Below are 23,065 nucleotides of genomic sequence, written 5' to 3'. Positions count from 1 at the left end.
ACATCAAACCGCCCCACAACGTGGCTCCTTTTGCACCCGGTCGGCGTTGTAGAGTCATGCAACGTTTGGAGAATGTTGAATGAAACGATTTTTGGCCAGCGCGGCTTTGCTGCTGGCGCTTGGCGGGGCTGCGCTGGCACAGCAGCCCGGATTCGTGACGACGACTGTCAATCTGAGGGCAGGCCCAAGCACGACCTACCCAGTGGTGGTCGTGCTTCAGGAAGGCATGGGTCTGGGCATCTATGGCTGCCTTGATGACTACAGCTGGTGCGATGTCGACTGGCGAGGCAATCGTGGCTGGATCGCCGCCCGGTACCTCGAATCGGACTACCGCGGCAGGCGCGTCGATCTCGATGAATATGCGCCCACTATCGGCGTCCCCGTTGTCGGCTTCAATTTCGGGAATTACTGGGGCCGCTATTATCGCGGCCGGTCCTGGTACGCGGACTATGATCGCTGGGGCGGGCCACCGCCTGCCCAGCACCGCCCGCCTCCGGGGCCGGGATGGGGACCGCCGCCGCCCGGCGCGGGTCCTGGATGGGGCGGACCGCCTCCCGGCGCACGCCCGGGATGGGGTGCGCCGCCTCCCGGTTCCGGTCCTGGATGGGGAGGTCCGCCTCCAGGCGGGCAATGGCAGGGCGGTCGACATCCGCAGAACGGCGGTCCGCCACCGCAGGGGAATCAGCCGCAGCAAGGTCGTCCTCCCCGGGAAGGACGGCCCAACACAGGACGCCCGCCTCAGGCTGGCCCGCCGCAAGGTGGCCCGCCGCCGCAGCCCGCTGGTCCGCCCCAGGCTGCCCCCCCGCAGGGTGGCCCGCCGCCCCAGACCAACGCCCGTCCGCCGGCTGGCCGGCAGCGGCCGCCTGAGAACAACGCCGCGTGCGGCACCGGCGCGAACCTGCCGTGGTGCAAGAACGACTGATGAGCGTGAGGGAGGAGTGCGGCCGTGCCGGCCGTCATCTTCGCCTGAAGGTCAGGCCCGGGGAGCGATCTCCGGGCCTTTCTGCCGTCCCGGTCACGCGGCGCTCTTGAATAAAGCCAGCCACTCCTGTATGGGGTGCGGCCTTCTTGAACCGCCCGGCTAAAAGGGCTGCCGTGGCGGTTCGAACGCTCACACTAGATTGAGCCGGACGCCCCGCGAGGGGATGCCGCCGGACGTGGAGACGAGCTAAATGCCCAAGATGAAGACCAAGTCCGGAGCGAAGAAGCGCTTCAAGCTCTCCGGTACCGGTAAGGTGATGATGGCCCAGGCGAACAAGCGCCATGGCATGATCAAGCGCACCAACAAGCAGATCCGCGATCAGCGCGGCACCACGGTCATGTCCGAGCGTGATGCCTTCAACGTTCGCAAGTTCTATCTGCCCAACAGCTGACGCCCCTTAGCCAGTACCAGGAGAATCCCCCATGGCACGTGTCAAGCGCGGCGTCACTTCGCACGCCAAGCACAAAAAAGTGCTCAAGGCTGCGAAAGGCTATTTTGGCCGCCGCAAGAACACCATCCGCATCGCCAAGCAGGCCGTAGAGAAGGCGCAGCAGTACGCCTATCGCGACCGTAAGGCGAAGAAGCGCAATTTCCGCGCCCTGTGGATCCAGCGCATCAATGCTGCCACGCGCGAGCTTGGCTTCACCTATGGTCGATTTATCGACGGTCTCGGCAAGGCCGGGATTGAGGTCGACCGCAAGGTGCTCTCGGATATCGCCATCCATGAGCCCGAGGCCTTCAAGGCCCTGGTCGAGCAGGCGAAGGCCGCGCTGGAAAAGCAGGCCGCCTGACCTAATCCCGTCATGCCGGGACCAGATTGCGAGGAGCCCCGCGCGCAAGCGTAGGGGCTTTTTGCGTTGTGGGCTCCTCCGGCGGCTTTGCGGAACAGGTCCTCCCGGCTATAAGCCCGCCCACGTCGCTTGCCCGGCACCCTCAGGACGGGTTCGATCCGGTATCGCCTCTCCACCACGCGCCGTTGCGCCGACGAGAGGTCACTCCGGGCCGGTCCGGAAATGACGCCGCACTCGAATTGCCACCGTCTCCAGCCGAGAAGAAACGAACATGTCCGTTGCATCCCTTCCCGATCTTGACGCGCTGGAGCGCGACCTCACCTCCGGCGTCGCCGCCGCCGCCGATGAAGCCGGGCTGGAAGCGGTCCGCGTCGCCGCGCTGGGCAAGAAGGGATCGGTGTCCGACCTCCTCAAGAGTCTCGGCGGCATGAGCCCGGACGAGCGCAAGACGGCAGGCCCTGCCATCAATGGCCTGCGCGACCGCCTCAACGAGGCCATCGCCGCACGCCGCGCCGAACTGAAAGCCGCGACACTGGCGAAGCGGCTCGAGACGGAACGTGTCGACGTCACATTGCCGGTGCGCGAACCCCCGTCCGAACTCGGCCGCATGCACCCGATCAGCCAGGTGATCGACGAGCTCACCGCCATTTTCGCCGATATGGGCTTCTCGGTCGCGGAAGGCCCGGACATCGAGGACGACTTCCACAACTTCACGGCGCTGAACTTCCCCGAGGGCCACCCTGCACGGGAAATGCACGACACCTTCTACCTGCCCACCAAGGAAGACGGTTCGCGCCTCGTGCTGCGCACCCACACCTCACCGGTGCAGGTGCGAACCATGCTGTCCAAGAAGCCGCCGATCCGCGTCATCTGCCCGGGCCGCACCTATCGATCCGACAGCGACCAGACCCACACGCCGATGTTCCATCAGGTCGAGGGGCTGGTGATCGACAAGGGTTCCAATCTTGGCCACCTGAAGTGGATTCTCGAGGAATTCTGCAAGGCCTTCTTCGAGGTGGACGGCGTGAAGATGCGCTTCCGCCCCTCCTTCTTCCCCTTCACCGAGCCGTCGATGGAGGTCGACATCCAGTGCGACCGCTCCCGACCGGGCGAAATCCGCTTCGGAGAGGGGTCGGACTGGCTCGAAATCCTCGGCTGCGGAATGGTGCACCCCAACGTGCTGCGCAATTGCGGGCTGGACCCGGACGAGTATCAGGGCTTCGCCTGGGGCATGGGCATCGATCGCATTGCGATGCTGAAATACGGGATGCCGGACCTGCGCGCCTTCTTCGAGGCTGATGTCCGCTGGCTCGCGCATTACGGCTTCCGCCCGCTGGACTTCCCGACACTGGCGGGAGGCCTGAGCGCGTGATGAAAGCCCCCGCCTGGTCCCGCGACCGACTTGAAGCCATGGAGACCCCGCAGCTCAAGCAACTGATGGCGAACGCACAGCAGCGCGGCGCCTCAACGCTCGCCGCGGATTGCGAAGCCGTGCTGCTGGAGCGCAGCCCGAAACCGAAGCCGTCGGCGCCCTCGTCGGGAAAACGCCGCGCGGGAAACTACGTCTGCGAATTTCATTTCGTCTGCGAGCATGACCGCGGTGTCACCAGCGATGGAGATCGCTTCTTCTGGAGCGGATCCTGGGTCGTCTCCGAAGAGGAGGTGATCAAGAGCATTCAGCAAGGCGCTAAGCTGGCACTTCACAACGCGCGAGACGACCTCTCCTACCGGCAGGGAAAGATCATCGATTACCGCAAGGCGGATCGGGACATGGTCAAGAAGCGAAATGTCGGGATCGAATTTCTGGTTGCCGCGGATGAGCAGCCCCTTGCCTGGTTCGGGGATGGAACGGGCGAGAAGGGCTATAAATGGGCAAGCGACGCCCGGCATGACGAACAGGCGGATCGGTAGGGCTGTCCCATGAAATTCTCTCTCTCCTGGCTCAAGGAGCACCTCGACACCACGGCAACGCTCGAGGACATCCTCGATGCGCTGAACCGGATCGGCCTTGAGGTCGAGGGCGTCGAGGACAAGGCGGCCAAGCTCAAGGGCTTCACCATCGCCTATGTGATCTCCGCCGAGAAGCACCCCAACGCCGACAAGCTGCGCGTCTGCATGGTCGATACCGGCGCGGGCGAGCCCGTGCAGGTGGTGTGCGGTGCCCCGAATGCGCGCACCGGCATGAAGAGCGTGTTCTCGCCTCCCGGCACCTACATTCCCGGCAAGGACATCACGCTCGGGGTTGGCTCCATCCGTGGCGTGGAAAGCCGGGGCATGCTGTGCTCCTCCGCCGAGCTGGAGCTTTCCGAGGACCATGACGGCATCCTGGACCTGCCGGACGACGCGCCGGTCGGCGCGACCTATGTCGACTGGCTGGGCGTCAACGACCCTGTCATCGAGATCGCGGTGACGCCGAACCGGGCCGATTGTCTCGGCGTCCATGGCGTGGCCCGCGACCTCGCCGCTGCCGGCCTCGGCACTCTCGTCGAGGACGCGATCAAGCCCGTCGAGGGCGCCTACCCTTGCCCGGTCTCCGTCACCATCGCCGAGGATGCGCCCTGCCCCGCTTTCGGGCTGCGTCTCATTCGCGGCGTGAAGAACGGGCCCTCGCCGGATTGGCTGCAGGCGAAGCTGCGCGCGATCGGCCTTCGTCCGATCAATGCGCTGGTCGACGTGACGAACCTGCTCACCTTCGACCAGAACCGGCCCCTCCACGTCTTCGACGCCAGCAAGGTACACGGCAACCTTGTGGTCCGTCGCGCCACGGCGGGCGAGAGCCTGCTCGCGCTGGACGGCAAGACCTATGCGCTCGACCCCGCCATGTGCGTCATCGCCGATGACCGCGCGGTGGAATCGCTGGCTGGTGTGATGGGGGGCGAAGAGTCCGGGTGCGATGAAGCGACCACCGACGTTCTGGTCGAATCCGCGCTTTGGGAGCCGATCAACATCGCCTCCACCGGGCGCAAGCTGGGACTCAACTCGGATGCCCGCTTCCGTTTCGAGCGCGGCATCGACCCGGCCATGACCCTTCCGGGACTGGAGCTGGCGACGCGGCTGATCCTTGATCTGTGCGGCGGGGAACCCTCCGAGGTGGTGCTCGCAGGAGCGATCCCTGATGCGCGCCGGGTCATCGACTTCCCGCTCAGCCTTACCGAAAAGCTCACGGGGCTCGTGGCGAGCGATGCCGAGCAGGTGGAAACGCTGCGCAAGCTCGGCTTCACGGTGGAAAGCTCCGCCGGTGAGGTGCGCGTGACGCCTCCCTCCTGGCGTGGCGATATCGAGGGCAAGGCGGATCTCGTGGAAGAGGTCATTCGCATCGTCGGGCTCGACCGTGTGCCCTCGACACCGTTCCCGCGCAACGAGACGGCGCGCAAGCCGGTGCTCACCACGCTCCAGCTGCGCACACGCAAGGCCAAGCGCGCGCTGGCCACACGTGGTCTTGTCGAGGCGGTCACCTGGTCGTTTGTGCCGAAGGCGCAGGCGGAGCTGTTCGGCGGCGGGGCGCCCGAGCTGGCGCTGGCCAATCCGATTGCTTCCGATCTCTCCGACATGCGCCCGAGCCTGCTGCCGGGATTGATCCGCTCCGCCCAGGCGAACGCCGATCGCGGGCTCGGCGACATTTCCCTGTTCGAAGTCGGCCAGGTCTTCAAGGGCGATCGCCCGCAGGACCAGTTCATCGCCGCCACGGGCATCCGCCGCGCTTTCGCCAAGCCGGCGGGCGCGGGGCGGCACTGGTCCGGCAAGACCTTGCCGGTCGATGTCTTCGACGCCAAGGCGGATGCGCTGGCGGTGCTGGCGGCCTGCGGCGCGCCGGTGGCCAATCTGCAGATCTCGACCGATGCACCCTCATGGTTCCATCCCGGGCGCTCCGGCACGTTCCGGCTCGGCGCCAATGTCATCGGGCATTTCGGCGAGTTGCACCCTTCGGTGATCGAGGCGATGGATGTCGATGGTCCGCTCGTCGGCTTCGAAGTGCTGCTCGACCGCGTGCCCGCGGCCAAGGCCAAGCCGACCCGGGTGAAGCCGCTGCTGGAGCTGGCGGCGTTCCAGCCTGTGGAGCGCGACTTCGCCTTCGTGGTGCCCCGCTCGGTAGCGGCTGGCGACATGGTGAAGGCGGCGGCCGGCGTCGACCGCAAGCTGATCACCGCGGTGAACGTGTTCGACCTTTATGAAGGACCGGGCATCGACGCGGATGCCAAGTCGGTCGCCCTCTCCGTCACGCTCCAGCCGCGCGAAAAGACGATGACCGATGCCGAGATCGAGGCCGTGGCGGCAAAGGTCATCGCCGAGGTGACGAAGAAGACCGGCGCCATCCTGCGCGGGTAAACGGCGCTTCATGCCCGGGACGTGCCTCCGGACATGGAACGGGACCGAATGGAGACGAGCCCGGCCGCCTCTCAGGCCGGGCCGCCGCCGACGAGGCGCAGGGCCTTGGCGGCGGCAACCTCGCCGGACTGCCAGGCGCCGGCAAGCGAACCCCACGCCGATGTCGAGGTGTACTCGCCGGCAAGGAAGATGCGGGTTTGAACCGGCTCCTCGAACAGACGGCGCTGGGCACTCTTGCCCGGCGCGGCGGCGACCATTGCGCCCTGGATCAGGGGATCGGTCGCCCAGGCTGAGCAGGCAACAGCGGAAATGGCCTCCGGCTCCAGACCGAACGCCTCCGCCATGAAAGCGCGGGCAAGGCGCAATCCCGCCTCCTCGCCCTTCTCGGCGATCTCGCGAGCCGCCGCGTCGCCGAAGGTGAGAATGTGGAGATCGCTTCCATTGACCCGCCCGCGCAGGATGGCCGGAGTGCCGACGACCCGGGGAAGGATGCGCTCGTCAGGCTGCAGCCGCAGCGGATCCGCGGCCAGCCGGAAGGCGACCTGCTCGATGTCGCCCGCTGGGCAATCGTCAAAGGCTGCGCCAAGGCGTTTCGGCAACGGGGGATTGAACTTGATCCCCCCCGACGCAATGACCGGCGCCGGCACCGCGAGAATGATCGCGCGGGCGCGGATCACCCCGCGCTGGCCCTTCACGCTTAACGTATGAACGCGGCCGGCATGGGTGATGAGGGTTACCGGCGCGTCGGTCTGCACGTTGAGCCAGGCACTGAGGGTCTGCAGCAGCGCGCCGATGCCAATCGGACTGGTGGCGTCGTCGATCGGTGGGGAGCGCAGCGCAAGATCCAGCGTCGACAGGGTCTTGAGCCCGCGTCCGACGCTCAATGGTCCGATGACGTCGGCCGCCAGACCCGCCCATGCGCCGGCCGACGGCACGACCGAGGCCGCCGCGACGTCCTTGCCGGCAAAGGCGGCGGCGCGGATGTCCTGCCGCGCCCGGCCGAGCGTGGACAGGAAGCCGTCATAGGCGCTTTCCTTGCTGTCCTGCCGCTCCACAAAGAGCCGCGGGCCGGGCGGCAGGTCGGCGATGGTGACGTTCACGCCTTCGGCAGCCGCCATCAGCGGCGCGAAATCGCGCGAAATCAGGCCGCAACCGAGATCGACCTCCATGCCGAGAGCTTCCACCGTGCGCGCCCGCCCGCCAAGGCGGGGACCAGCTTCGAGCACCACGTAGCTGCGACCGGACTCGGCAATCTTGCGCGCCGCCGCGATACCCGCCGCGCCACCCCCGACGATGGCGACGTCGACATCGGTCGCACCGGCCTGCGCAAAGGCCGGTCCCGCGATCACCGAAGTGGAGGCGGCGGCAAGGAAATGGCGGCGGGTCAGCCCTGCGGCGGAAGAGGTCCCCGCCCGGGCACGATCAGATCGTTCCTTCATGCCGCCACGGTAGTGAATTTTCCCTCCCGGTGGAATGACCCGTCAGCCGGGAAAGCACGGGCTATTCGCCCCGCGGGAAACGCTGGGAATCCTCGACTATGTTGAGATCCATATGGTTGCGCATGTAGCGCTCGGACGCGCGCTGCAGGGGCTGGAAGTCCCACGGGTAGTAGGCGCCGTTGCGAAGAGCCTCGTAGACGACGTGCCGGCGGGCCTGGCTGGCCCGCACCTCGGCGTCGAATCGGGCGAGATTCCAGCGCGCGCGCATCGCCTCCGTGAGGGCCGCGAGCCTCACTGCACAGGATGGATCGTGAGAACGATTGACCAGCTCGTGTGGATCCTCATCGAGGTTGGTGAGGATCGTGGGATCGAGATCGCACAGCACCAGCTTCCAGGGCCCCTCGCGCAGGGCGATCAGCGGCGCATAGGACCCCTCGGCGGCGTATTCCATCGGCACCGGCCCCCGCGAGCCCCGTCCGCTGGCCACCGGAACGAGGCTTTCGCCATCCGTCCAGGGCAGGACGCGGGAGAGATCGAGCTCGGCAAGCTCGGCCAGGGTCGGGAGCACGTCGAGCGTCGAGACGGGGGTGTCGACGCGGCCGGCGGGCAGTCCGGGGGCGGCGATCATCAGCGGCACCCGCGCCGAGCCTTCGAGGAAGCTCATCTTGAACCACATCCCGCGCTCGCCGAGCATGTCGCCATGGTCGGAGACGAAGACGATGACAGTGTCCTCAGCCATCCGGCAGCGTTCGAGAATGTCGAGAAGCTCGCCGATCTTCTCATCGATATAGGAGATGTTGGCGAAATAGGCGCGCCGCGCCCGGCGCACATCCTCCTCGCCGACAGGGCTGGCGGCATGGTCGCTCGCCAGCATCAGGCGCTGTGTGTGGGGATCCTGCACCTCGAAGGGGATGGGCGGCACCACCGGATCGAGCGCGGGGCAGGTCTCGTAAAGGTCCCAGAAGCGCTGCCGGGCCACATAGGGGTCGTGCGGGTGGGTGAAGCTGACGGTGAGACACCAGGGCCGCACGTCATGGCCACGGGCGAGGTCATAGAGCTTGCGCCCGGCGTGATAGGCTACCTCGTCGTCATATTCGAGCTGATTGGTGATCTCGGCGACGCCCGCCCCGGTGACGGAGCCGAGGTTGTGGTACCACCAGTCGATGCGCTCGCCCGGCCGGGTGTAGTCCGGCGTCCAGCCAAAATCGGCGGGGTAGATGTCCGTCGTCAGCCGCTCCTCGAAGCCGTGCAGCTGGTCCGGGCCGACAAAGTGCATCTTGCCCGACAAGGCGGTGTGATAACCGGCGCGGCGCAGATGATGGGCATAGGTCGGCACATCGGAGGCGAACTCGGCCGCGTTGTCATAGACGCGGGTGCGGCTCGGTAGCTGGCCCGACATGAAGGAGGCCCGCGCGGGCGCACAGAGCGGGCTCGCCGTATAGGTGTTGGCGAAGCGCGCCGAACGGGCGGCCAGCGCCTTCAGATGCGGGGCGTGGAGAAACGCCGCCGGCCCGTCGGGGAACAGCGTCCCGTTGAGCTGGTCGACCATCAGGATGAGAATATTGGGACGCGAAGCGGGCATGACAGCAACTTGGCAGCACGGTGATTGATGCGGAAACGGGCGGACGGGCGACGGCGATTGCGGCGCGGACAGGAAAGGGCGGCGCATGGCCGCCCCTTCCCGCTCACAGGCCCAGCGAGGCCTTGACCGCGCCGAGACCCGGCTTGCCGTCGAAGGTGGTGACGCCTTCCAGCCACGGTGTCAGCGCGTCCGGATGCCCCTTCAGCCACGCCTTCGCGGCGGCGGCCGGCTCCTTGCCGTCGTTGAGGATCATGCCCATCATGGCGTTTTCCATCGGCAGGTCGAAGATCAGGTTGGTGAACAGCCTGGCCGCATTCGGACAATCGGCAGCCCAGCCGGCGCGGGCGAGCGTGCGCACACTCGCGCCGCCGAAATCCGGTCCGAAATAGGCGTCGCCACCGGAGAGATAGGTAAGGTCGAAGGTCTCGTTCATCGGATGGGGCGCCCAGGCGAGGAAGACGATCCAGTCCTTGCCGTTCGAGGCGCGCTTGACCTGCGCCAGCATGGCCTGCTCGCCCGATTCCACCAGCTTCCAGCCCTTCAGGTCGAAATCGCCGGAATCGATCATTTTCTGGATGTTCTGATTCGCCGGCGCGCCCGGTTCGATGCCGTAGATCTGGCTGCCGAACTTGTCGGCATGGGTGGCCAGATCCTTGAAATCCTTCACCCCGCCTTCGGCGACATAGCTGGGTACGGCGAGGGTGAACTTGGCGCCTTTGAGATTGGTGGCGAGCACCTCGACCGCCTTCGCGGCATCGAGCGCGTCGATGAACTTGGTTTGCGCCGGCATCCAGTTGCCGAGGAAGACGTCGATCTTGCCGTTCTTCATCGATTCGTAGCCGATCGGCACCGACAGCGTCTTCACGTCCTGCTCGTAGCCAAGCCCGTCGAGCAGGACGCCGGCAATGGCATTGGTGGATGTGATGTCGGTCCAGCCCGGATCCGACATCAGGATGGTCTTGCAGCCGGGGGCGTCCGCGCGCGCGGGAACGGCCAGCAGCGGGGGAGACAGCACGGCAAGGGCGAGGGCGGCGGCCGCCAGGAGAGAGCGAGTCATGAGGATACCTCTGGAAGGGTTTCGAGGCGTGTCACGGCCAAGGAGCCGGCCTTGGGCGGCCATTGGGTTCCCCTTGATCTCCCCTCCATCAGACATCTAGATATCAAAGGCTGTGAAGCCGCCATTTTTCGATATCTGCCATAGAAGAAGTTTATGTCTGAACGCCCCTTGTCCGAGCGTCCGCTGGATCTTGGCTGGATCCGGGTCTTCGAGGCCGTCGGCCGGCTCGGCAGCCTGACCATGGCCGCGCGGGAACTCGGCCTGTCCCAACCGGCGGTCAGCTACACCATGCGCATGCTGGAAGAGCAGCTCGGCACGCCGCTGCTGCTGCGCGGGCACCGGGGCAGCACGCTCGCGCCCCCCGGGCAGACGCTGTATCGGGCGGCAGCGGCGGCGGTGGGCGAACTGGACATTGCCGCCCGCGCCATTCGCCGCATGAACCGGCGCCCCGTGGTGCGGCTGTTCACCGATTACGGCTTCGCCTCGTTCTGGATGATGCCGCGTGTCGCCGCCTTCCGGCGGGTGCGCCCCGACACCGAGGTCCACGTCATCGCCTCGGCGTCCACCGACCCGCGCGGCGACGATGCCGAGGATGTGGCGGTGCTGTTCGGCGCGCGTACCGACTTTCCAGCCCATGCGACCCAGCTTCTGGAGGAGCGGGTGGTGCCGGTCTGCGGGCCGCGCTTCGCCGCGCGCCATCAGCTGGGGACCGAGCCGGGACGCATCGGCGCGCTGCCCCTGCTGCATCTGGAGAGTACGCCGCGCCCACGCTGGTTCGGCTGGGCAGACTGGTTCGCGGCGAACGGCCTCGCCCGCCAGCCCAGCTCGAATGATCTCAGCCTCAACACCTACGGGCTGGTGGTGCAGGCCGCCATCGCCGATCAGGGCGTGGCGCTTGGCTGGGCCGGCCTCATCGACGGCGCGCTGGCCGACGGCACGCTGGTCGCCATCGGCCCGCCGCTGGTGCGCGCGGACCATGGCTACTGGCTGCGCCCGGGCCCCGACCCCTCACCCGCCGCGTGCGACCTGATCGACTGGATCGAGCGCGAGATGCGCGCCGACCGTGACGCCGCCGACAGCTGAGCGAGCGGCGGGTCGCCGAACATCCGCCCCCCATGCACCGAGAGGCTGCTGCCCGCCTTTCCGGAATGGCCGATCGACGCTGCCGGCATGGAAAACCGCGTCGCGGATTGACCGGGACGGCCCCCATACAGAGCAGAAGATCGCGCGGGCGCGCAGGGCGTCCATCGGCAGGGGCTCGACGAGGCGAATCGCGTTCGTTGCAGGAGCTTCGAGGGATGTGGGCGTGCGCCCCTTCAGCGCGCGGGTGCCGCCGGCGGCGCGGGTGCCGGGATCAGACGGCCCTGCGCGGCGCGTATGAGGGTGCCCGCCGCGACGGCCAGCACCACGCCATTGGCGAACACGAACAGGACCGGGGCGAGGACACTCACCGTGCCGCTGTCGCCCAGACCCACAAGGCGGATCGGCGCGGTGGCCAGCGCGGTCACGCCGAAGGTGAAGGCCCAGTAGGACGGGGCGAAAGGCTCCTTCAGGATCCACGGCAGGAGGCGCAGCACGATCAGCGTCTGCATCACGCCATAGCCGACCATCGCGTGGGCGAAGACGAAGGGCGCGTTCGGCGCGATCGCGATCAGGGTGACGGCGCCCACCACCGGCGGGGCGAGTTGAATGCCGAGCGTGGGGCGCAGCGCGCTCGCCATGTTCGGCGCCGTCAGCATGCGGTGCAGCAGCACGGATTCGATGGCGAACCAGCCGAACAGGCCGGCGCCGAAACAGTACTGGCCGAAATCGCCCAGGCCGAGCGCGGCGCCGATCGTTCCGCTGACGAAGCTACCGGCCACGGTGGGCAGATAGAGCACCGGCGTCGAATGACCGGGATCGCGCTCGCCAAGCCACAGCCCGCCGGTGCGCCAGATGGCGAAGCCGAAGGTGAAGGCGCAGCCCGGCCAGTAGAGCAGCAGCGCCAGATCGCGCGAATAGGGCGCCACACCGCCCGCGACCAGCATGGTGGCGACCCCGATCAGGCCGACGAAGCAACACTGCACCGGATGGGCGACTTCCGCCCGCGCCGCCGGCCGCGCCGCGATCCATTTCCAGGCGTAGAGAACGATCAGCACCGCCCAGACCAGCGCGGCCACCGCCATCAGGGCTTCGCCGATTACTGTCGGCAGTCCCCACGCGACATGGGCGGCGCGCCAGCTTCCCCCGAGCCCGGCAAGACCGAGCACCATGCCAAAAAAGGCCGCCGGAATGATGGGCAGGTGGGGACGTGAGCTCATAGGGGAGATCCGGTCGAGAGGGCGGGCGATGGGGTGTGTTCCCATGTCAGGGTGCGACAGCGCGCACGCTCCCGGCAAGGCGCAATTCCACGGAGGACGGGCCGATGTCCAAAAGGATGAGCCCACGAGCGTGCTAGCGCAGCGCAGCGCGGGCGTGGTCGCCCCGCGCCCGTTCGCCGCGCAGCCTGGCGTGCCAGATGCCGGCGCCCACCAACTCCGCGATGACGTCGGCCAGCACCTTCGCCACCGCCTCGCTGCCGCGCGGGTTCATCGTGCGCTGCGAGACCACCACCGACAGGCGCCAGGACGGTGTCGGGTCGACAATGGGAATGGCCACCATCTCGCCGCGCGCCATTTCGTCGGTGAAGGCGAAATGCGGCATCACCGCCAGCGCCCGACGGTCACCCACCATGCGCGCAATCGCGGGAAGGCTGTCGCAGGCCAGGGCGTTGGGCATAACATCATGGCGGGCGGCGAACTGCTCGATCACCGTGCGCATCACATTGGGCGCGCCGGGCAGGACGATGGGCAGCTTGAACATGTCGGCGAAGACGACCTGCCCCTGCGCCACCACCGGGTGGTCGGGCGGGGCGAACAGCATCAGCTCCTCCACCATCATCTCGGTCCAGGCGACGTGCTCGAAGGCCTTGTGATCGTAGAGCAGGGCGACGTCGAGCCGCCCCATCTGGATGAAATCGTCGAGATAGCCGGTCATCGCCTCGACGATGTGCAGCGTGAGGTTGGGCTGGCGCGCGGCCATGGCGTTGATCAACGGCAGGCACAGACCGCGACATGCCGAGGTCGGCAGGCCCACCGACACCTTGCCGGACGGGTTCAGCGTCTGCGAACGCACCACCTCGCGGGTGCGCTCGACCTCCTGCAGGATCCGGCGCGCATGCTCGTAGAACTGCTGGCCGATCTCCGTCGGGGTGACGCCGCGCGCATGGCGCAGCAGCAGGTCGACGCCCAGCTCGTCCTCGAGATTCTTCATCTGCTGGCTGAGCGAGGGCTGGGCGATGCGCAGCACCTCCGCGGCACGGGAGAAATTGCCGCTTTCGGCGATCTGAACGAAGTACTTGAGCTGACGTAAATCCATGGGACTGCCTTTCGCGCCCCAACTCTGCCGCCGGCGAAGATAATGTCAAACGACTAAAAAATAGTCCATATGCACAAACTATTGACACGACGATTAAGTTTACTATTCATAATCAATACATTAGCACCGTTCCTTCGCCATATGAAATGCCTATGTTTCGTTACGATAGCTATTGCCTATACGAGCAATTGGAAAATCGTCTTTGTCCATAGGCCCCACTTATATTTAGCCTGACTAGGTACCCAACAGACCGGGCCAAGACGCCCAACGTTCCGCGAATCCTGGCAGCGACAGGAGAACCAGTCATGCCCTCACAGTACCTTATGCGTGGCCGTTTGCTGGCCGCGACGGTGGCGCTCGGCTTCATGAGTTCGGCGGCCCTCGCCCAGCAAGAACCCTGCATCGGCAACTCCGCTGCGGTGACCGGACCGGCCGCCTTCTCCGGCAAGGCGATCAAGATGGGCGCGGAAATCGCCATCGACGAGATCAACGCCAATGGCGGCGTGCTCGGCAAGAAACTGCGCCTGATCCAGTATGACGACGCCGGTGCCCCGCCGCGCGGCGTCGACAATGCGCGCCGCATCGCGCTCGCCGACAAGTGCATCGCCATTCTCGGCGGCTTCCACTCCACGGTCGCGGTGGCGCAGGTCGAGCCGGTGCACGAGATCGGCATTCCCTATATGGGCGTGTGGGCCGCCAACACGAAGGTGACCGAGAACGGGCGCGACCCGAACTTCATGTTCCGCGTTTCCGCCAAGGACAAGTGGGTTGCCCGCTTCCTCGTCAATGAGGCGCTCAAGGTCTCCAAGGATGGCAAGATCGCCTTCCTCTACGAGAATACGGGCTGGGGCAATGGCGCGCTGCCGGACGTGAAGGCGGCGCTTGGCGCGCGCGGCAAGGAGCTGGCCGCCGCCGAGACCTTCAACTGGAACGACCAGGACATGTCGCCCCAGGTGCTGCGGGCCCGCGATTCCGGCGCCGACGTGGTGATGATCTGGTCGCTGGACCGCGAGGCCAACCAGATCCTGCGGGCGATGGACAAGATCGGCTACAAGCCCACCATCATCGGCGCATGGGGCATCAGCGGCAATCTGGGCGAGCTTGCCGGCCCGCTCGCCAATGGCGTGCGGGTGATGCAGACCTACTCGTTCCTCACGCCGCAGAGCGAGAAGGGCAAGAAGATGCTTGCCGCGATCGGCGAGAAGTACGGGCTGACCGATCCCATGAGCATCAAGGCGGCCTCGGGCATCGCCGATGCCTATGACGGGGTCTACCTGCTCGCCAGCGCGATCGAGATCGCCGGCTCCTATGACTGGAAGAAGGTGCAGGAAGCCCTCTACAAGGTCGAGCTTGACGGCCTCGTCGCCCCCTACAAGCCGGCCTTCGACAAGGCCGACCCGGAGCGCAACGACGCGCTGCTGCCCGAGCACTACCTGCTCACCGTGTGGCACGACGGCAAGCTGATCCCCTTCGCCGGCTCGCCCTACGACAAGTAATGGGGCGGCGGCGGGACGTGGCAGGCCGCCACGTCCCGTCGCCCTTCCTTCCCACGATCCCTCGTTCTGCTCTCCCTGCGCCGCCGCATCACGGCGCGGCCTCGCTCCGGCGCCCCTCCCCTTTCCCGGATTCAAGCGGATCGGCCCATGTCCCTGGTGGCTCAGTACGTTCTTTCCGGCCTAGCGATCGGCGGCATCTATGCCCTTGTCGCGCTTGGCTTCCACATCATGTGGTCCGCGGCGCGGGCGGTGAACTTCGCCCATGGCGACACGCTGATGATCGGCGGCCTGCTCGCCGCCTATCTGGTCGGCGCAGGATGGTCGCTTGCGCTGGCGTGCCTTGCCGCCATTCTGGTCGGCGCGGTCTTCGGCTTCGCGCTGGAGCGCCTTGCGGTGCGCCCCTTCGCCGGCCAGCCCAACTCAATCGGCTGGATGCTGACCACCATCGCCGTCGGCATCATGGTGGAGAGCCTCGCCACCATCGAGACCGAGGGCTATGCCATGGCGCTGCCCTCGCCGGGCGTCGCCCATGCGGTGCAGATCTTCGGGGCGGGCGTCTACCCGCAGGAACTCGCGGTCCCCGTGATCGCCGTGCTCGCCATGCTCGGCCTCAGGCTTTTGCAGCGGCGCACGCTGATCGGGCGCGCCATGCAGGCAGTGGCCCACAACAAGAGCGCGGCGGCGCTGATGGGCATCGACGTCAATGTCGTCATCGCCTTCTCCTTCGCGCTGGCCAGCCTGCTCGGCGCGGCCGCGGGCGTGCTCATCGCCCCCATCGTGCAGGCCTCGGCCACCATGGGCGTGCTGCCGGGCCTGAAGGGCTTCGCGGTCGCGATCATGGGCGGCATCACTTCCGCGCCCGGCGTGGTCATTACCGGCCTCGCCTATGGCGTGATCGAGAAATTCGTCGAGGGCTATCTCTCCACCGCCGCACGCGAGATCGTCGGCTTCTCGCTGATGATCCTTGTGCTGCTGGTGTTCCCGCAGGGCCTGTTCGGCAAACGCGAGGTGGCCAAGGTATGAGCCGCCTCTATCCCCTCGGCTTCCTCCTCCTTGCCGCCCTGCTCATCGCGGTGCCGCTCGCCTCGGGCAATGAATACGAGCTGCGGCTGTTCATGCTGTTCCTGATCTACGCGATGATCGCGGTCGGGCTGAACGTGCTCGTGGGGCTCGCCGGGTTGGTCTCGCTCGGGCAGGCCGGGCTGTTCGCGCTCGGCTCCTATACCGGGGCGATCGTGGCGACCCGGCTCGGCTTCGACATGATCAGCGCCTGCATCGTCTCCGCGCTGATGGCCGGGCTGTTCGGGGTGCTGCTGGCCTACCCGACCGTGCGCGTGCGTGGCGTCTATCTCGCCGTCGTCACCATCGCCTTCGGGTTGATCGTCGAGAACGTCGCCATCGAGTGGCAGTCACTGACCGGCGGCACCATGGGCATCACGTCCATTCCCGCGCCGAATGCCTTCGGCTACAGGCTTTCGGGCTATGCCTATTATGGCGTGCTGGCGCTCTCGCTGTTCCTCGCCGTGGTGGCCACGCACAATCTCAAGGTCTCGCGCTACGGACGGGCCATGCTGGCGGTAGCCCAGAGCGAAACCGCGGCCCGCGCGCTGGGCCTGAACCCGGCGGCGGTGCGCACCCTGGCCTTCGTGGTGGCGGCGGTAACGGCGGGCATTGCCGGAACCTACTACGCCTTCCTCAATGCCTACATCTCGCCCGACATCTTCACCTTCACCGACAGCATCCGCTTCCTTTTGATGGTGATCCTGGGCGGGGCCGCTTCCACATTCGGCCCGCTGGTGGGTGCCTACATCCTCACCTATCTGCCGGAATACCTGCAGGAATTCGCGCTCTGGCAGAAGTTCGCCTATGGCGCGATGCTGCTCACGGTGATGTTCGTGCTGCCACGCGGCATCATGGGATCGCTGGGCTCGCTCGCCACGCGCCTGTTCCCCGCCCCCCGGACGGCCGGCGCCGGCGAGGGGATCGCTGCCGAAGCGACGCTGGCCCCGCACGCGGGCGAACAGCGTGCCGAGCTGGTGGCGCGCGCACTGACGGTGCGGTTTGGCGGGCTCACCGCGCTCGCCGAGGCCTCGCTGCGGGTGAAGCCGGGCGAGGTCCACGCCCTGATCGGGCCCAACGGGGCGGGCAAGTCCACCTTCGTCAACACCATCTCCGGCTTCTACCAGCCCACCGAGGGCGCATTCGAGCTCGACGGCGTGCAGCTCGCCGGCATGCGCTCGCACGAGATCGCGCGTGTGGGCCTCGCCCGCACCTTCCAGAACACCGAACTGTTCGGCGAGCTGAGCGTGCTCGAGAACGTCATGGTCGGCTACCAGCAGCGCCTGACCTATGGCGTGGCCGCGGCGGTGCTCCGCAGCCCCGCCATGCGCCGGCAGGAGCGCGACTGTCGCCGCGCCGCCATCGGCCTGCTCGCCTTTGTCGGGCTCGAGGACTACGCCCATGAGGCCGCGCGCTTCCTGCCCTTCGGCCTGCAGCGCCGGCTGGAAATCGCCCGGGCGCTCGCGGCCGGTCCGCGCCTGCTGTTGCTCGACGAGCCGGCGGCGGGCCTGACCACGCAGGAGATCGACGAGCTGGAGGCGATGATCCGCAGGATTGCCGGGCTCGGCATCTCGGTGCTGCTGATCGAGCACCATGTCGAGCTGATCATGGCGGTCGCCGACACCGTCACCGTGCTGGACTACGGCCAGGTGATCGCCAGCGACACGCCGGCGAGGGTGCAGGACGATCCGCGGGTCATCGAGGCCTATTTCGGCACCTCCGGCCACGGCGCGCGCGAGGAGACCACCTCATGATGACGACTGGCGACCCCGACGACGTCCTGCTCGACATCCGCGATCTCGAACTGCGCTACGGCGCCGCCATCGCGGTGCGGGGCATCTCGCTCAGCGTGCGCCGCGGCCAGCTCGTGGCAGTGATCGGCAACAATGGAGCCGGCAAATCATCAATGCTGCGCGGCGCCACCGGCCTGGTGCGGCCCTCCGCCGGCAAGGTATTCTTCCGGGGCGCGGATACCACCCATGTCAGCGCCAACCGGAAGGTGCGCCAGGGGCTGGTCATGGTGCCGGAAGGACGGCTGCTGTTTCCCGACCAGAGCGTCGAGGACAATCTCGTGCTCGGAGCCTATGTCCATGGCGGCCTGAAGACGGCGCGCGCGCGACAGACGCTGGACAAGGTGCTCACCCTGTTTCCGCGCCTGAAGGAGCGCCTCGGCCAGCAGGCCGGATCGATGTCCGGCGGCGAGCAGCAGATGCTGGCGATCGCGCGCGGGCTGATGGCCGAGCCCGAGCTGCTGATCATCGACGAACTCTCGCTCGGCCTTGCCCCGAAGATTGTCGAACAGCTCATCGACGTGCTCGCCACATTGAACCGCGAGGGGCTCTCGATCCTGCTGGTCGAGCAGCTCGCCTCCTATGCGCTCGCCATCGCCGACCACGCCTATGTCATCGCCAACGGGCGGGTGTCGCATCAGGGGCCGAGCCGTGAGATCGCCACCAATCCGGACGTCATGGAATCGTTCCTCGGCAAGAAGAAGAGCGCGTCCTGAGAGAGTCCGGCCCATGCCATTTCCATCAACGATACAGGAGTGACCATGTCTCGCGTCGTCGACCTGAGCTTGCTCATCGAAGATAATATGCCGGCTCACAAGCTGTTCCAGCGACCGGTCATCACCACGCATCTGAGCCATGAAAGCTCCAAGGCGTTCGATCTTGGCGTGCCCGGCGACGCCATGACGTTCCAGACCAACTTCATCGCCATGCTTGACCATGTCGGCACCCATGTCGACGCCTTCCGTCACGTGAAGCCCGACGGCGCGCCGATCGACGAGATGCCGCTGGAGATGTTCATGGGCAAGGCGGTGTGTTTCGACCTGCGCCATATCCCGGATCTCGGCGACATCACCGCCGAGGACATGGCCGCCGCGGAGGCGAAGGCCGGGGTGAAGGTGGACGGGCATATCGTGCTGCTGTGCACCGGCTTCCACGCCCGCACCTATCCCACATTGGACTCGGTGTGGAAGAACCCGCTGCTCACGGTCGAGGCCACCCAGTGGCTCTATGATCGCGGCTCCCGGATGCACGGGGTCGAGGGTCCTTCCACCGACAAGCCGAGCGACAATATCTTCGCCCAGCACCGGCTGTGCCGCGAGCTCGGCATCAGCCATTGGGAATGGCTGGTGAACCTGGAGGAACTGGTCGACAAGGGCGAGTTCCAGTTCTTCGGCGTGCCGCTGAAGTTCAAGGGCGGCTCCGGCTCCCCGGTTCGCGCCTTCGCGATCGTCGACTGAGCGAACCCGGCCGGGCAGCCCGACAGCCGCCCGGCCGTTCCATCGAAGGACAAGGCGGCCATGGACACACCCTTTGCCCGGATGAGCGCCCGCGAGGCCCGCGATCGCATTGCCCGCCGCGAGATTTCCCCGGTGGAGCTGACGCGGGCGGCACTCGACGCGGCGCAGGGCACCCAGGCCAGCCTCAACGCCTTCTTCCTGATCTTCGAGGAGGAGGCGATGGCAGCGGCCCGCAGGGCCGAGGCCGCGCTGATGAGGGGCGAGGCGCTCGGCCCGCTGCGCGGCCTGCCCTTTTCCGCCAAGGACCTGATGGCGGTGAAGGGTGCGCGCTATGCCTCCGGCTCGCGCGCCATGGCCGACAACATCGCCACCGTCGACGCCCCGGCGGTGGAGCGCGCCAAGGCAGCCGGGGCGATCCTGATCGGCAAGACCACCACCAGCGAGTTCGGCTGCAAGCCTGTCGGCGACAGCCCGTTGACCGGCATAACGCGCAACCCATGGAACCTGAGCAAGACGCCGGGCGGCTCCAGCGCCGGCGCGGCAGCCTCGGTGGCGGCGGGGATCACCCCCTTCGCGCTGGGCACCGATGGCGGCGGCTCGATCCGCATTCCCTGCGCATTCTCGGGCCTTGCGGGGATCAAGGGGCAGTTCGGGCGCGTGCCGGTGTGGCCGACGTCCGCCACGCCCACGCTGGCCCATGTCGGCCCCCTTGCGCGCGACATCGCCGATGCCGCGCTGCTGTTCGCGGCGATAGCCGGCTACGACGCGCGCGACCCCTTCAGCGTCGCCGGGCCGGTGCCGGATGTCGAGGCGGCTGTCGGCCAGACGATCGAGGGCATGCGCATCGCCTGGAGCCCGACCCTTGGCTATGCCCGGCCGGACCCGGAAGTCGTGGCGGTAACGCGCACCGCCGTGCAACGGCTGGCCGACCTCGGCGCCGTGGTCGAGGAGGTCGAGACCGTGTTCGCGCGCGACCCGGCCGAACTGTGGATCGCGGAGTTCTATGCGGGCGTCGGCACCCGGCTGCGCGGCGTGATCGAAACCCGGCGCGAGCTGCTCGACCCGTCCGTCGCGGTGGTGCTCGAGGCGGCGCTGGGGCAGGAGATGCAGGCCTATTACGAGACCGTGTTCCAGCGTTATGGGCTGCGCGAGGATATGCGGGGCTTCTTCGAACGCTACGATGCGCTGCTTTCCCCGGTGCTGCCGGTGACCGCGCTCGATGCCGGGCGCGACATGCCCGCGCATCTGTCCGATCGCAACCTGGTGAGCTGGGTGTTCTACACCTACCCGTTCAACCTGACCGGGCAACCGGCCGCCAGCGTCTGCGCGGGCCTCGATGCCAGCGGCATGCCCGTGGGCCTTCAGATCGTCGGGCCGGCGCTTGGTGAGGCGGCCGTGGTGCGCGTGGCCGCCGCGATCGAACAGGTGCGCCCCTCCATCGGGAACGTGCCCTTCGCCATCTGAAGGTGGCGACCGCCGGGGCAGGCGGTCACCACGGCAGCGCCGTATCCGCCTAGTTTTCCAGCTGCAGGGTCTGGATCACCTGCTGGCCGAAGCTCTCGACATAGCCGTGCTGCTGGGCTTCCTCGAGACCGGCCGTTCCCGCCACGACACCGCAATAGGCGCTGATCAGCGCGTTGGCGACATCGGCGAGACGGGCTTTCGGATCCTTCTTCACCAGCGCATGGGCCCAGTCGGCGCCCGTGGAGCCGCTGACCGGCACGTTCGGCTTGCCGATAAGCCCGGCCGCGTCGGCGGCAAGGGCCTTCGGCACCAGCTTGCCGTTATCGGTGGGGCAGACCAACGGACCGCCAAGAGACTTGGGCCCGCGCGCCACCAGCGACTTGCCGGCCTGCACCGCCCAGACCACGGAGACCGGTGGGAAGGGGGTGGAGGCAACCGGAGCGGACGCGTCCGCCGCCGCCTGAAGGCTGAAGCGGCGCAGCTTGGCGAGCTTCGCATAGTCGTCGCCGCCACCGGCCGCGACCACCGGACAATAGGCGGCCATCAAGGCATCGACCACGCGCGCCGGGGAGGCGTCGGGAGCGGACGCCTGATAGCTGTCGACCATGGCGGCCACGTCGAGATCGCCACCCTGCAACGCCGAGGAAATCGCCGCCACCGCCCTGGGATCGGGCCCTGAGGCCCCGGGCGCGCCGCCGACCTGCGCGCAGTCGAAGGCGGAAGCGGCCTGCGTGCCGTAATCGGGCACCTTGGTCGTCTCACGCCACGCCGCCACCATTTTGGCCGTGGCATTCGGGGCCGCACCGTTGCCCCAGCTGGTGCGCACATAATTGGTGAGTTCGGCGATCTGCTGGTCCGACAGCCGTCCGGCGAAGGAGGGCATGGCGCCGAAGCGCGCATCTGCCGGCAGGCCCTGCAGCACGACGGTGAGGACGTTGTAGGGCTCGGCTGCGGTCACCGCCGGGTTGCCCGCCAGCGGAGGAATGGCGCCGAGGAGGCCGGTGCCCTGGGTCTGGTGACAGGCGGCGCAATTGTCGACGAAGACCTTGGAGGCACGGGCATAGACGTCCGCCGGCAGCGACGAGGCCTTCTGCGGCGCCGGCGCATCGGGCGGGGGCGGGCTGTCGAGCAGATAGGTCGCCATCGCCGCGAGATCGGCGTCGGTGAGATAGGCGAGGCTGTCATGGACGACGTCGGACATCGGACCGAACACCAGCGTCTTCTGCGGGGCAGAGCCGGTCTTCAGGAACTGGACCAGCGTGTCCTTGTCCCAGGTCCTGGCCAGCGCGGCGGAGGCGATGTCGGGGGCATAGAAGCCGTCGATCTCGGCGCCCGTGAAAGCCGCCTTGCCCTTGATCGCGCCCATCACGTTGCGCGGGCTGTGGCAGTCCGAGCAATGGCCGAGTGCCTCGACGAGATACGCACCCCGGTTCCACTCGTCGCTCTTGCCAGCCACGGGCGTGAAATAGGCGGGGCGAAAGAACAGCTCGCGCCAGGCCAGCATGCCGAGGCGCACATTGAAGGGGAAGATGAGTCCGTTCTCGAGGTTCGGCGCGTCGACGGCCGGGATACGGCGCACATAGGCCCACAACGCCTTCAGATCATCCTCCGTGATGCCGGTATAGGCATCGAACGGCATGGCCGGGTAGAGATAGGCACCGTCCTTGCGGATGCCGTCATGCAGGGCGCGCTTGAAGTCGTCGAAGTTCCAGCCGCCAATGCCGGTGGTCTTGTCCGAGGTGATGTTCACCGAATACAGTGTGCCGAAAGGCGTGTTGAGGCCAAGCCCGCCGGCGTAGGGCTGCTTGGAATCCGCGGTGTGGCAGGGCATGCAATCGGCGGCGCGCGCGAGATATGCGCCGCGCGCGACCAGCGCGGAATCGTCCACCGCCGGCGGCGCGTCCTGCGCCATCGCGGCGCCCGCCAGCCAGGGCATCACGACGAGGGCGCCCAGCACCCCAGTGAAAAACGTTGCCACCAATCGATCCCGCATCATCTTCTTTCACCCGACCCGACTAGACTTTATGGAATCATTCCATGGTCGGATGACATTCGCCAGACGTAACGGAAGAAAGACGCGTTCAGCGTGTCAAAATCGAACGCCGGCGTCGTTCCCGGCGCTCCCGGCCCGCGTGAAGGCCGCGCCCGGAAGAGCGAAAGAGGCGCGGACGACCGCCAGGCGCCCACCCATCTTCAATCGACGCGGGACCGGACAGGGCGCGCCGC

19 protein-coding genes are annotated in these 23,065 nt (G+C 67.3%); 13 read left to right on the top strand and 6 right to left on the bottom strand.

What is annotated here, in order from left to right:
- Window positions 1-79 precede the first annotated feature (79 nt).
- The 6 genes from G3A50_RS22985 to pheT all read left to right on the top strand — a co-directional run bounded on the left by G3A50_RS22985 (window position 80) and on the right by pheT (window position 6,099).
- A complete protein-coding gene (locus G3A50_RS22985) occupies window positions 80-922 on the top strand; it encodes an SH3 domain-containing protein (protein WP_163075308.1) in 843 nt (280 codons plus the stop codon).
- 250 nt (window positions 923-1,172) lie between these two features.
- Window positions 1,173-1,373 carry a 50S ribosomal protein L35 gene (rpmI, locus tag G3A50_RS10900; RefSeq protein WP_163075307.1) on the top strand — a complete coding sequence of 67 codons (201 nt, stop codon included), beginning with the start codon at window positions 1,173-1,175 and terminating at the stop codon, window positions 1,371-1,373.
- Window positions 1,374-1,404: 31 nt separating this feature from the next.
- Window positions 1,405-1,773: a 50S ribosomal protein L20 gene (gene rplT, locus G3A50_RS10895; protein WP_163075306.1), complete on the top strand. Its 369-nt coding sequence runs from the start codon at window positions 1,405-1,407 to the stop codon at window positions 1,771-1,773.
- Window positions 1,774-2,044: 271 nt separating this feature from the next.
- Complete coding sequence (pheS, locus tag G3A50_RS10890; RefSeq protein ID WP_163075305.1) at window positions 2,045-3,145, top strand: phenylalanine--tRNA ligase subunit alpha; 1,101 nt, start codon at window positions 2,045-2,047, stop codon at window positions 3,143-3,145.
- Window positions 3,145-3,684, top strand: a complete 540-nt coding sequence (locus G3A50_RS10885) for a hypothetical protein (RefSeq protein WP_246252437.1) — start codon at window positions 3,145-3,147, stop codon at window positions 3,682-3,684. Before pheS ends, G3A50_RS10885 begins: the two co-directional genes overlap by 1 nt.
- Window positions 3,685-3,693: 9 nt before the next feature.
- A complete protein-coding gene (gene pheT, locus G3A50_RS10880; protein ID WP_163075304.1) occupies window positions 3,694-6,099 on the top strand; it encodes a phenylalanine--tRNA ligase subunit beta in 2,406 nt (801 codons plus the stop codon).
- A gap of 71 nt (window positions 6,100-6,170) precedes the next feature.
- Here pheT and G3A50_RS10875 read toward each other — a convergent pair whose 3' ends face one another.
- The 3 genes from G3A50_RS10875 to G3A50_RS10865 all read right to left on the bottom strand — a co-directional run bounded on the left by G3A50_RS10875 (window position 6,171) and on the right by G3A50_RS10865 (window position 10,177).
- Window positions 6,171-7,538: a flavin monoamine oxidase family protein gene (locus G3A50_RS10875; protein WP_163075303.1), complete on the bottom strand. Its 1,368-nt coding sequence runs from the start codon at window positions 7,536-7,538 to the stop codon at window positions 6,171-6,173.
- A 61-nt stretch (window positions 7,539-7,599) separates the two neighbouring features.
- On the bottom strand, window positions 7,600-9,120 hold the full coding sequence (betC, locus tag G3A50_RS10870) for a choline-sulfatase (protein WP_163075302.1): 1,521 nt from the start codon (window positions 9,118-9,120) through the stop codon (window positions 7,600-7,602).
- Between the two features lie 103 nt (window positions 9,121-9,223).
- The gene (locus G3A50_RS10865; protein ID WP_163075301.1) at window positions 9,224-10,177 is read right to left on the bottom strand and encodes a choline ABC transporter substrate-binding protein; all 954 of its coding nucleotides are present in this window, start codon (window positions 10,175-10,177) and stop codon (window positions 9,224-9,226) included.
- A 153-nt stretch (window positions 10,178-10,330) separates the two neighbouring features.
- On the opposite strand from G3A50_RS10865, the gene G3A50_RS10860 reads away from it, so the two are divergent.
- The gene (locus G3A50_RS10860; protein ID WP_246252345.1) at window positions 10,331-11,260 is read left to right on the top strand and encodes a LysR substrate-binding domain-containing protein; all 930 of its coding nucleotides are present in this window, start codon (window positions 10,331-10,333) and stop codon (window positions 11,258-11,260) included.
- Between the two features lie 233 nt (window positions 11,261-11,493).
- Here G3A50_RS10860 and tehA read toward each other — a convergent pair whose 3' ends face one another.
- Window positions 11,494-12,477 carry a dicarboxylate transporter/tellurite-resistance protein TehA gene (tehA, locus tag G3A50_RS10855; RefSeq protein ID WP_210255261.1) on the bottom strand — a complete coding sequence of 328 codons (984 nt, stop codon included), beginning with the start codon at window positions 12,475-12,477 and terminating at the stop codon, window positions 11,494-11,496.
- A gap of 133 nt (window positions 12,478-12,610) precedes the next feature.
- The gene (locus G3A50_RS10850) at window positions 12,611-13,573 is read right to left on the bottom strand and encodes a LysR family transcriptional regulator (RefSeq protein WP_163075300.1); all 963 of its coding nucleotides are present in this window, start codon (window positions 13,571-13,573) and stop codon (window positions 12,611-12,613) included.
- Window positions 13,574-13,896: 323 nt separating this feature from the next.
- Between G3A50_RS10850 and G3A50_RS10845 the strand changes: the two genes are divergently transcribed.
- From G3A50_RS10845 to G3A50_RS10820, 6 genes are all read left to right on the top strand, one after another.
- Window positions 13,897-15,069, top strand: a complete 1,173-nt coding sequence (locus G3A50_RS10845) for an ABC transporter substrate-binding protein (protein ID WP_163077540.1) — start codon at window positions 13,897-13,899, stop codon at window positions 15,067-15,069.
- Window positions 15,070-15,216: 147 nt separating this feature from the next.
- Window positions 15,217-16,092, top strand: a complete 876-nt coding sequence (locus tag G3A50_RS10840; RefSeq protein ID WP_163075299.1) for a branched-chain amino acid ABC transporter permease — start codon at window positions 15,217-15,219, stop codon at window positions 16,090-16,092.
- Window positions 16,089-17,882 (top strand): branched-chain amino acid ABC transporter ATP-binding protein/permease, encoded by a 1,794-nt coding sequence (locus tag G3A50_RS10835; RefSeq protein ID WP_163075298.1) that lies wholly within the window; start codon window positions 16,089-16,091, stop codon window positions 17,880-17,882. Before G3A50_RS10840 ends, G3A50_RS10835 begins: the two co-directional genes overlap by 4 nt.
- A complete protein-coding gene (locus G3A50_RS10830; protein WP_425483467.1) occupies window positions 17,879-18,634 on the top strand; it encodes an ABC transporter ATP-binding protein in 756 nt (251 codons plus the stop codon). Before G3A50_RS10835 ends, G3A50_RS10830 begins: the two co-directional genes overlap by 4 nt.
- Before the next feature lie 45 nt (window positions 18,635-18,679).
- A complete protein-coding gene (locus G3A50_RS10825) occupies window positions 18,680-19,375 on the top strand; it encodes a cyclase family protein (RefSeq protein WP_163075297.1) in 696 nt (231 codons plus the stop codon).
- A gap of 60 nt (window positions 19,376-19,435) precedes the next feature.
- Complete coding sequence (locus G3A50_RS10820) at window positions 19,436-20,839, top strand: amidase (RefSeq protein WP_163075296.1); 1,404 nt, start codon at window positions 19,436-19,438, stop codon at window positions 20,837-20,839.
- Between the two features lie 49 nt (window positions 20,840-20,888).
- Here the strand turns inward: G3A50_RS10820 and G3A50_RS10815 are convergent, their stop codons facing one another.
- Window positions 20,889-22,817 (bottom strand): c-type cytochrome, encoded by a 1,929-nt coding sequence (locus G3A50_RS10815; RefSeq protein WP_246252341.1) that lies wholly within the window; start codon window positions 22,815-22,817, stop codon window positions 20,889-20,891.
- Between the last annotated feature and the right edge of the window lie 248 nt (window positions 22,818-23,065).

This window comes from Ancylobacter pratisalsi, assembly GCF_010669125.1.
Taxonomy (GTDB): Bacteria; Pseudomonadota; Alphaproteobacteria; order Rhizobiales; family Xanthobacteraceae; genus Ancylobacter; species Ancylobacter pratisalsi.
The sequence above is the reverse complement of the archived record's forward strand: the minus strand, read 5'-3'. Positions and strand labels throughout refer to the sequence as shown.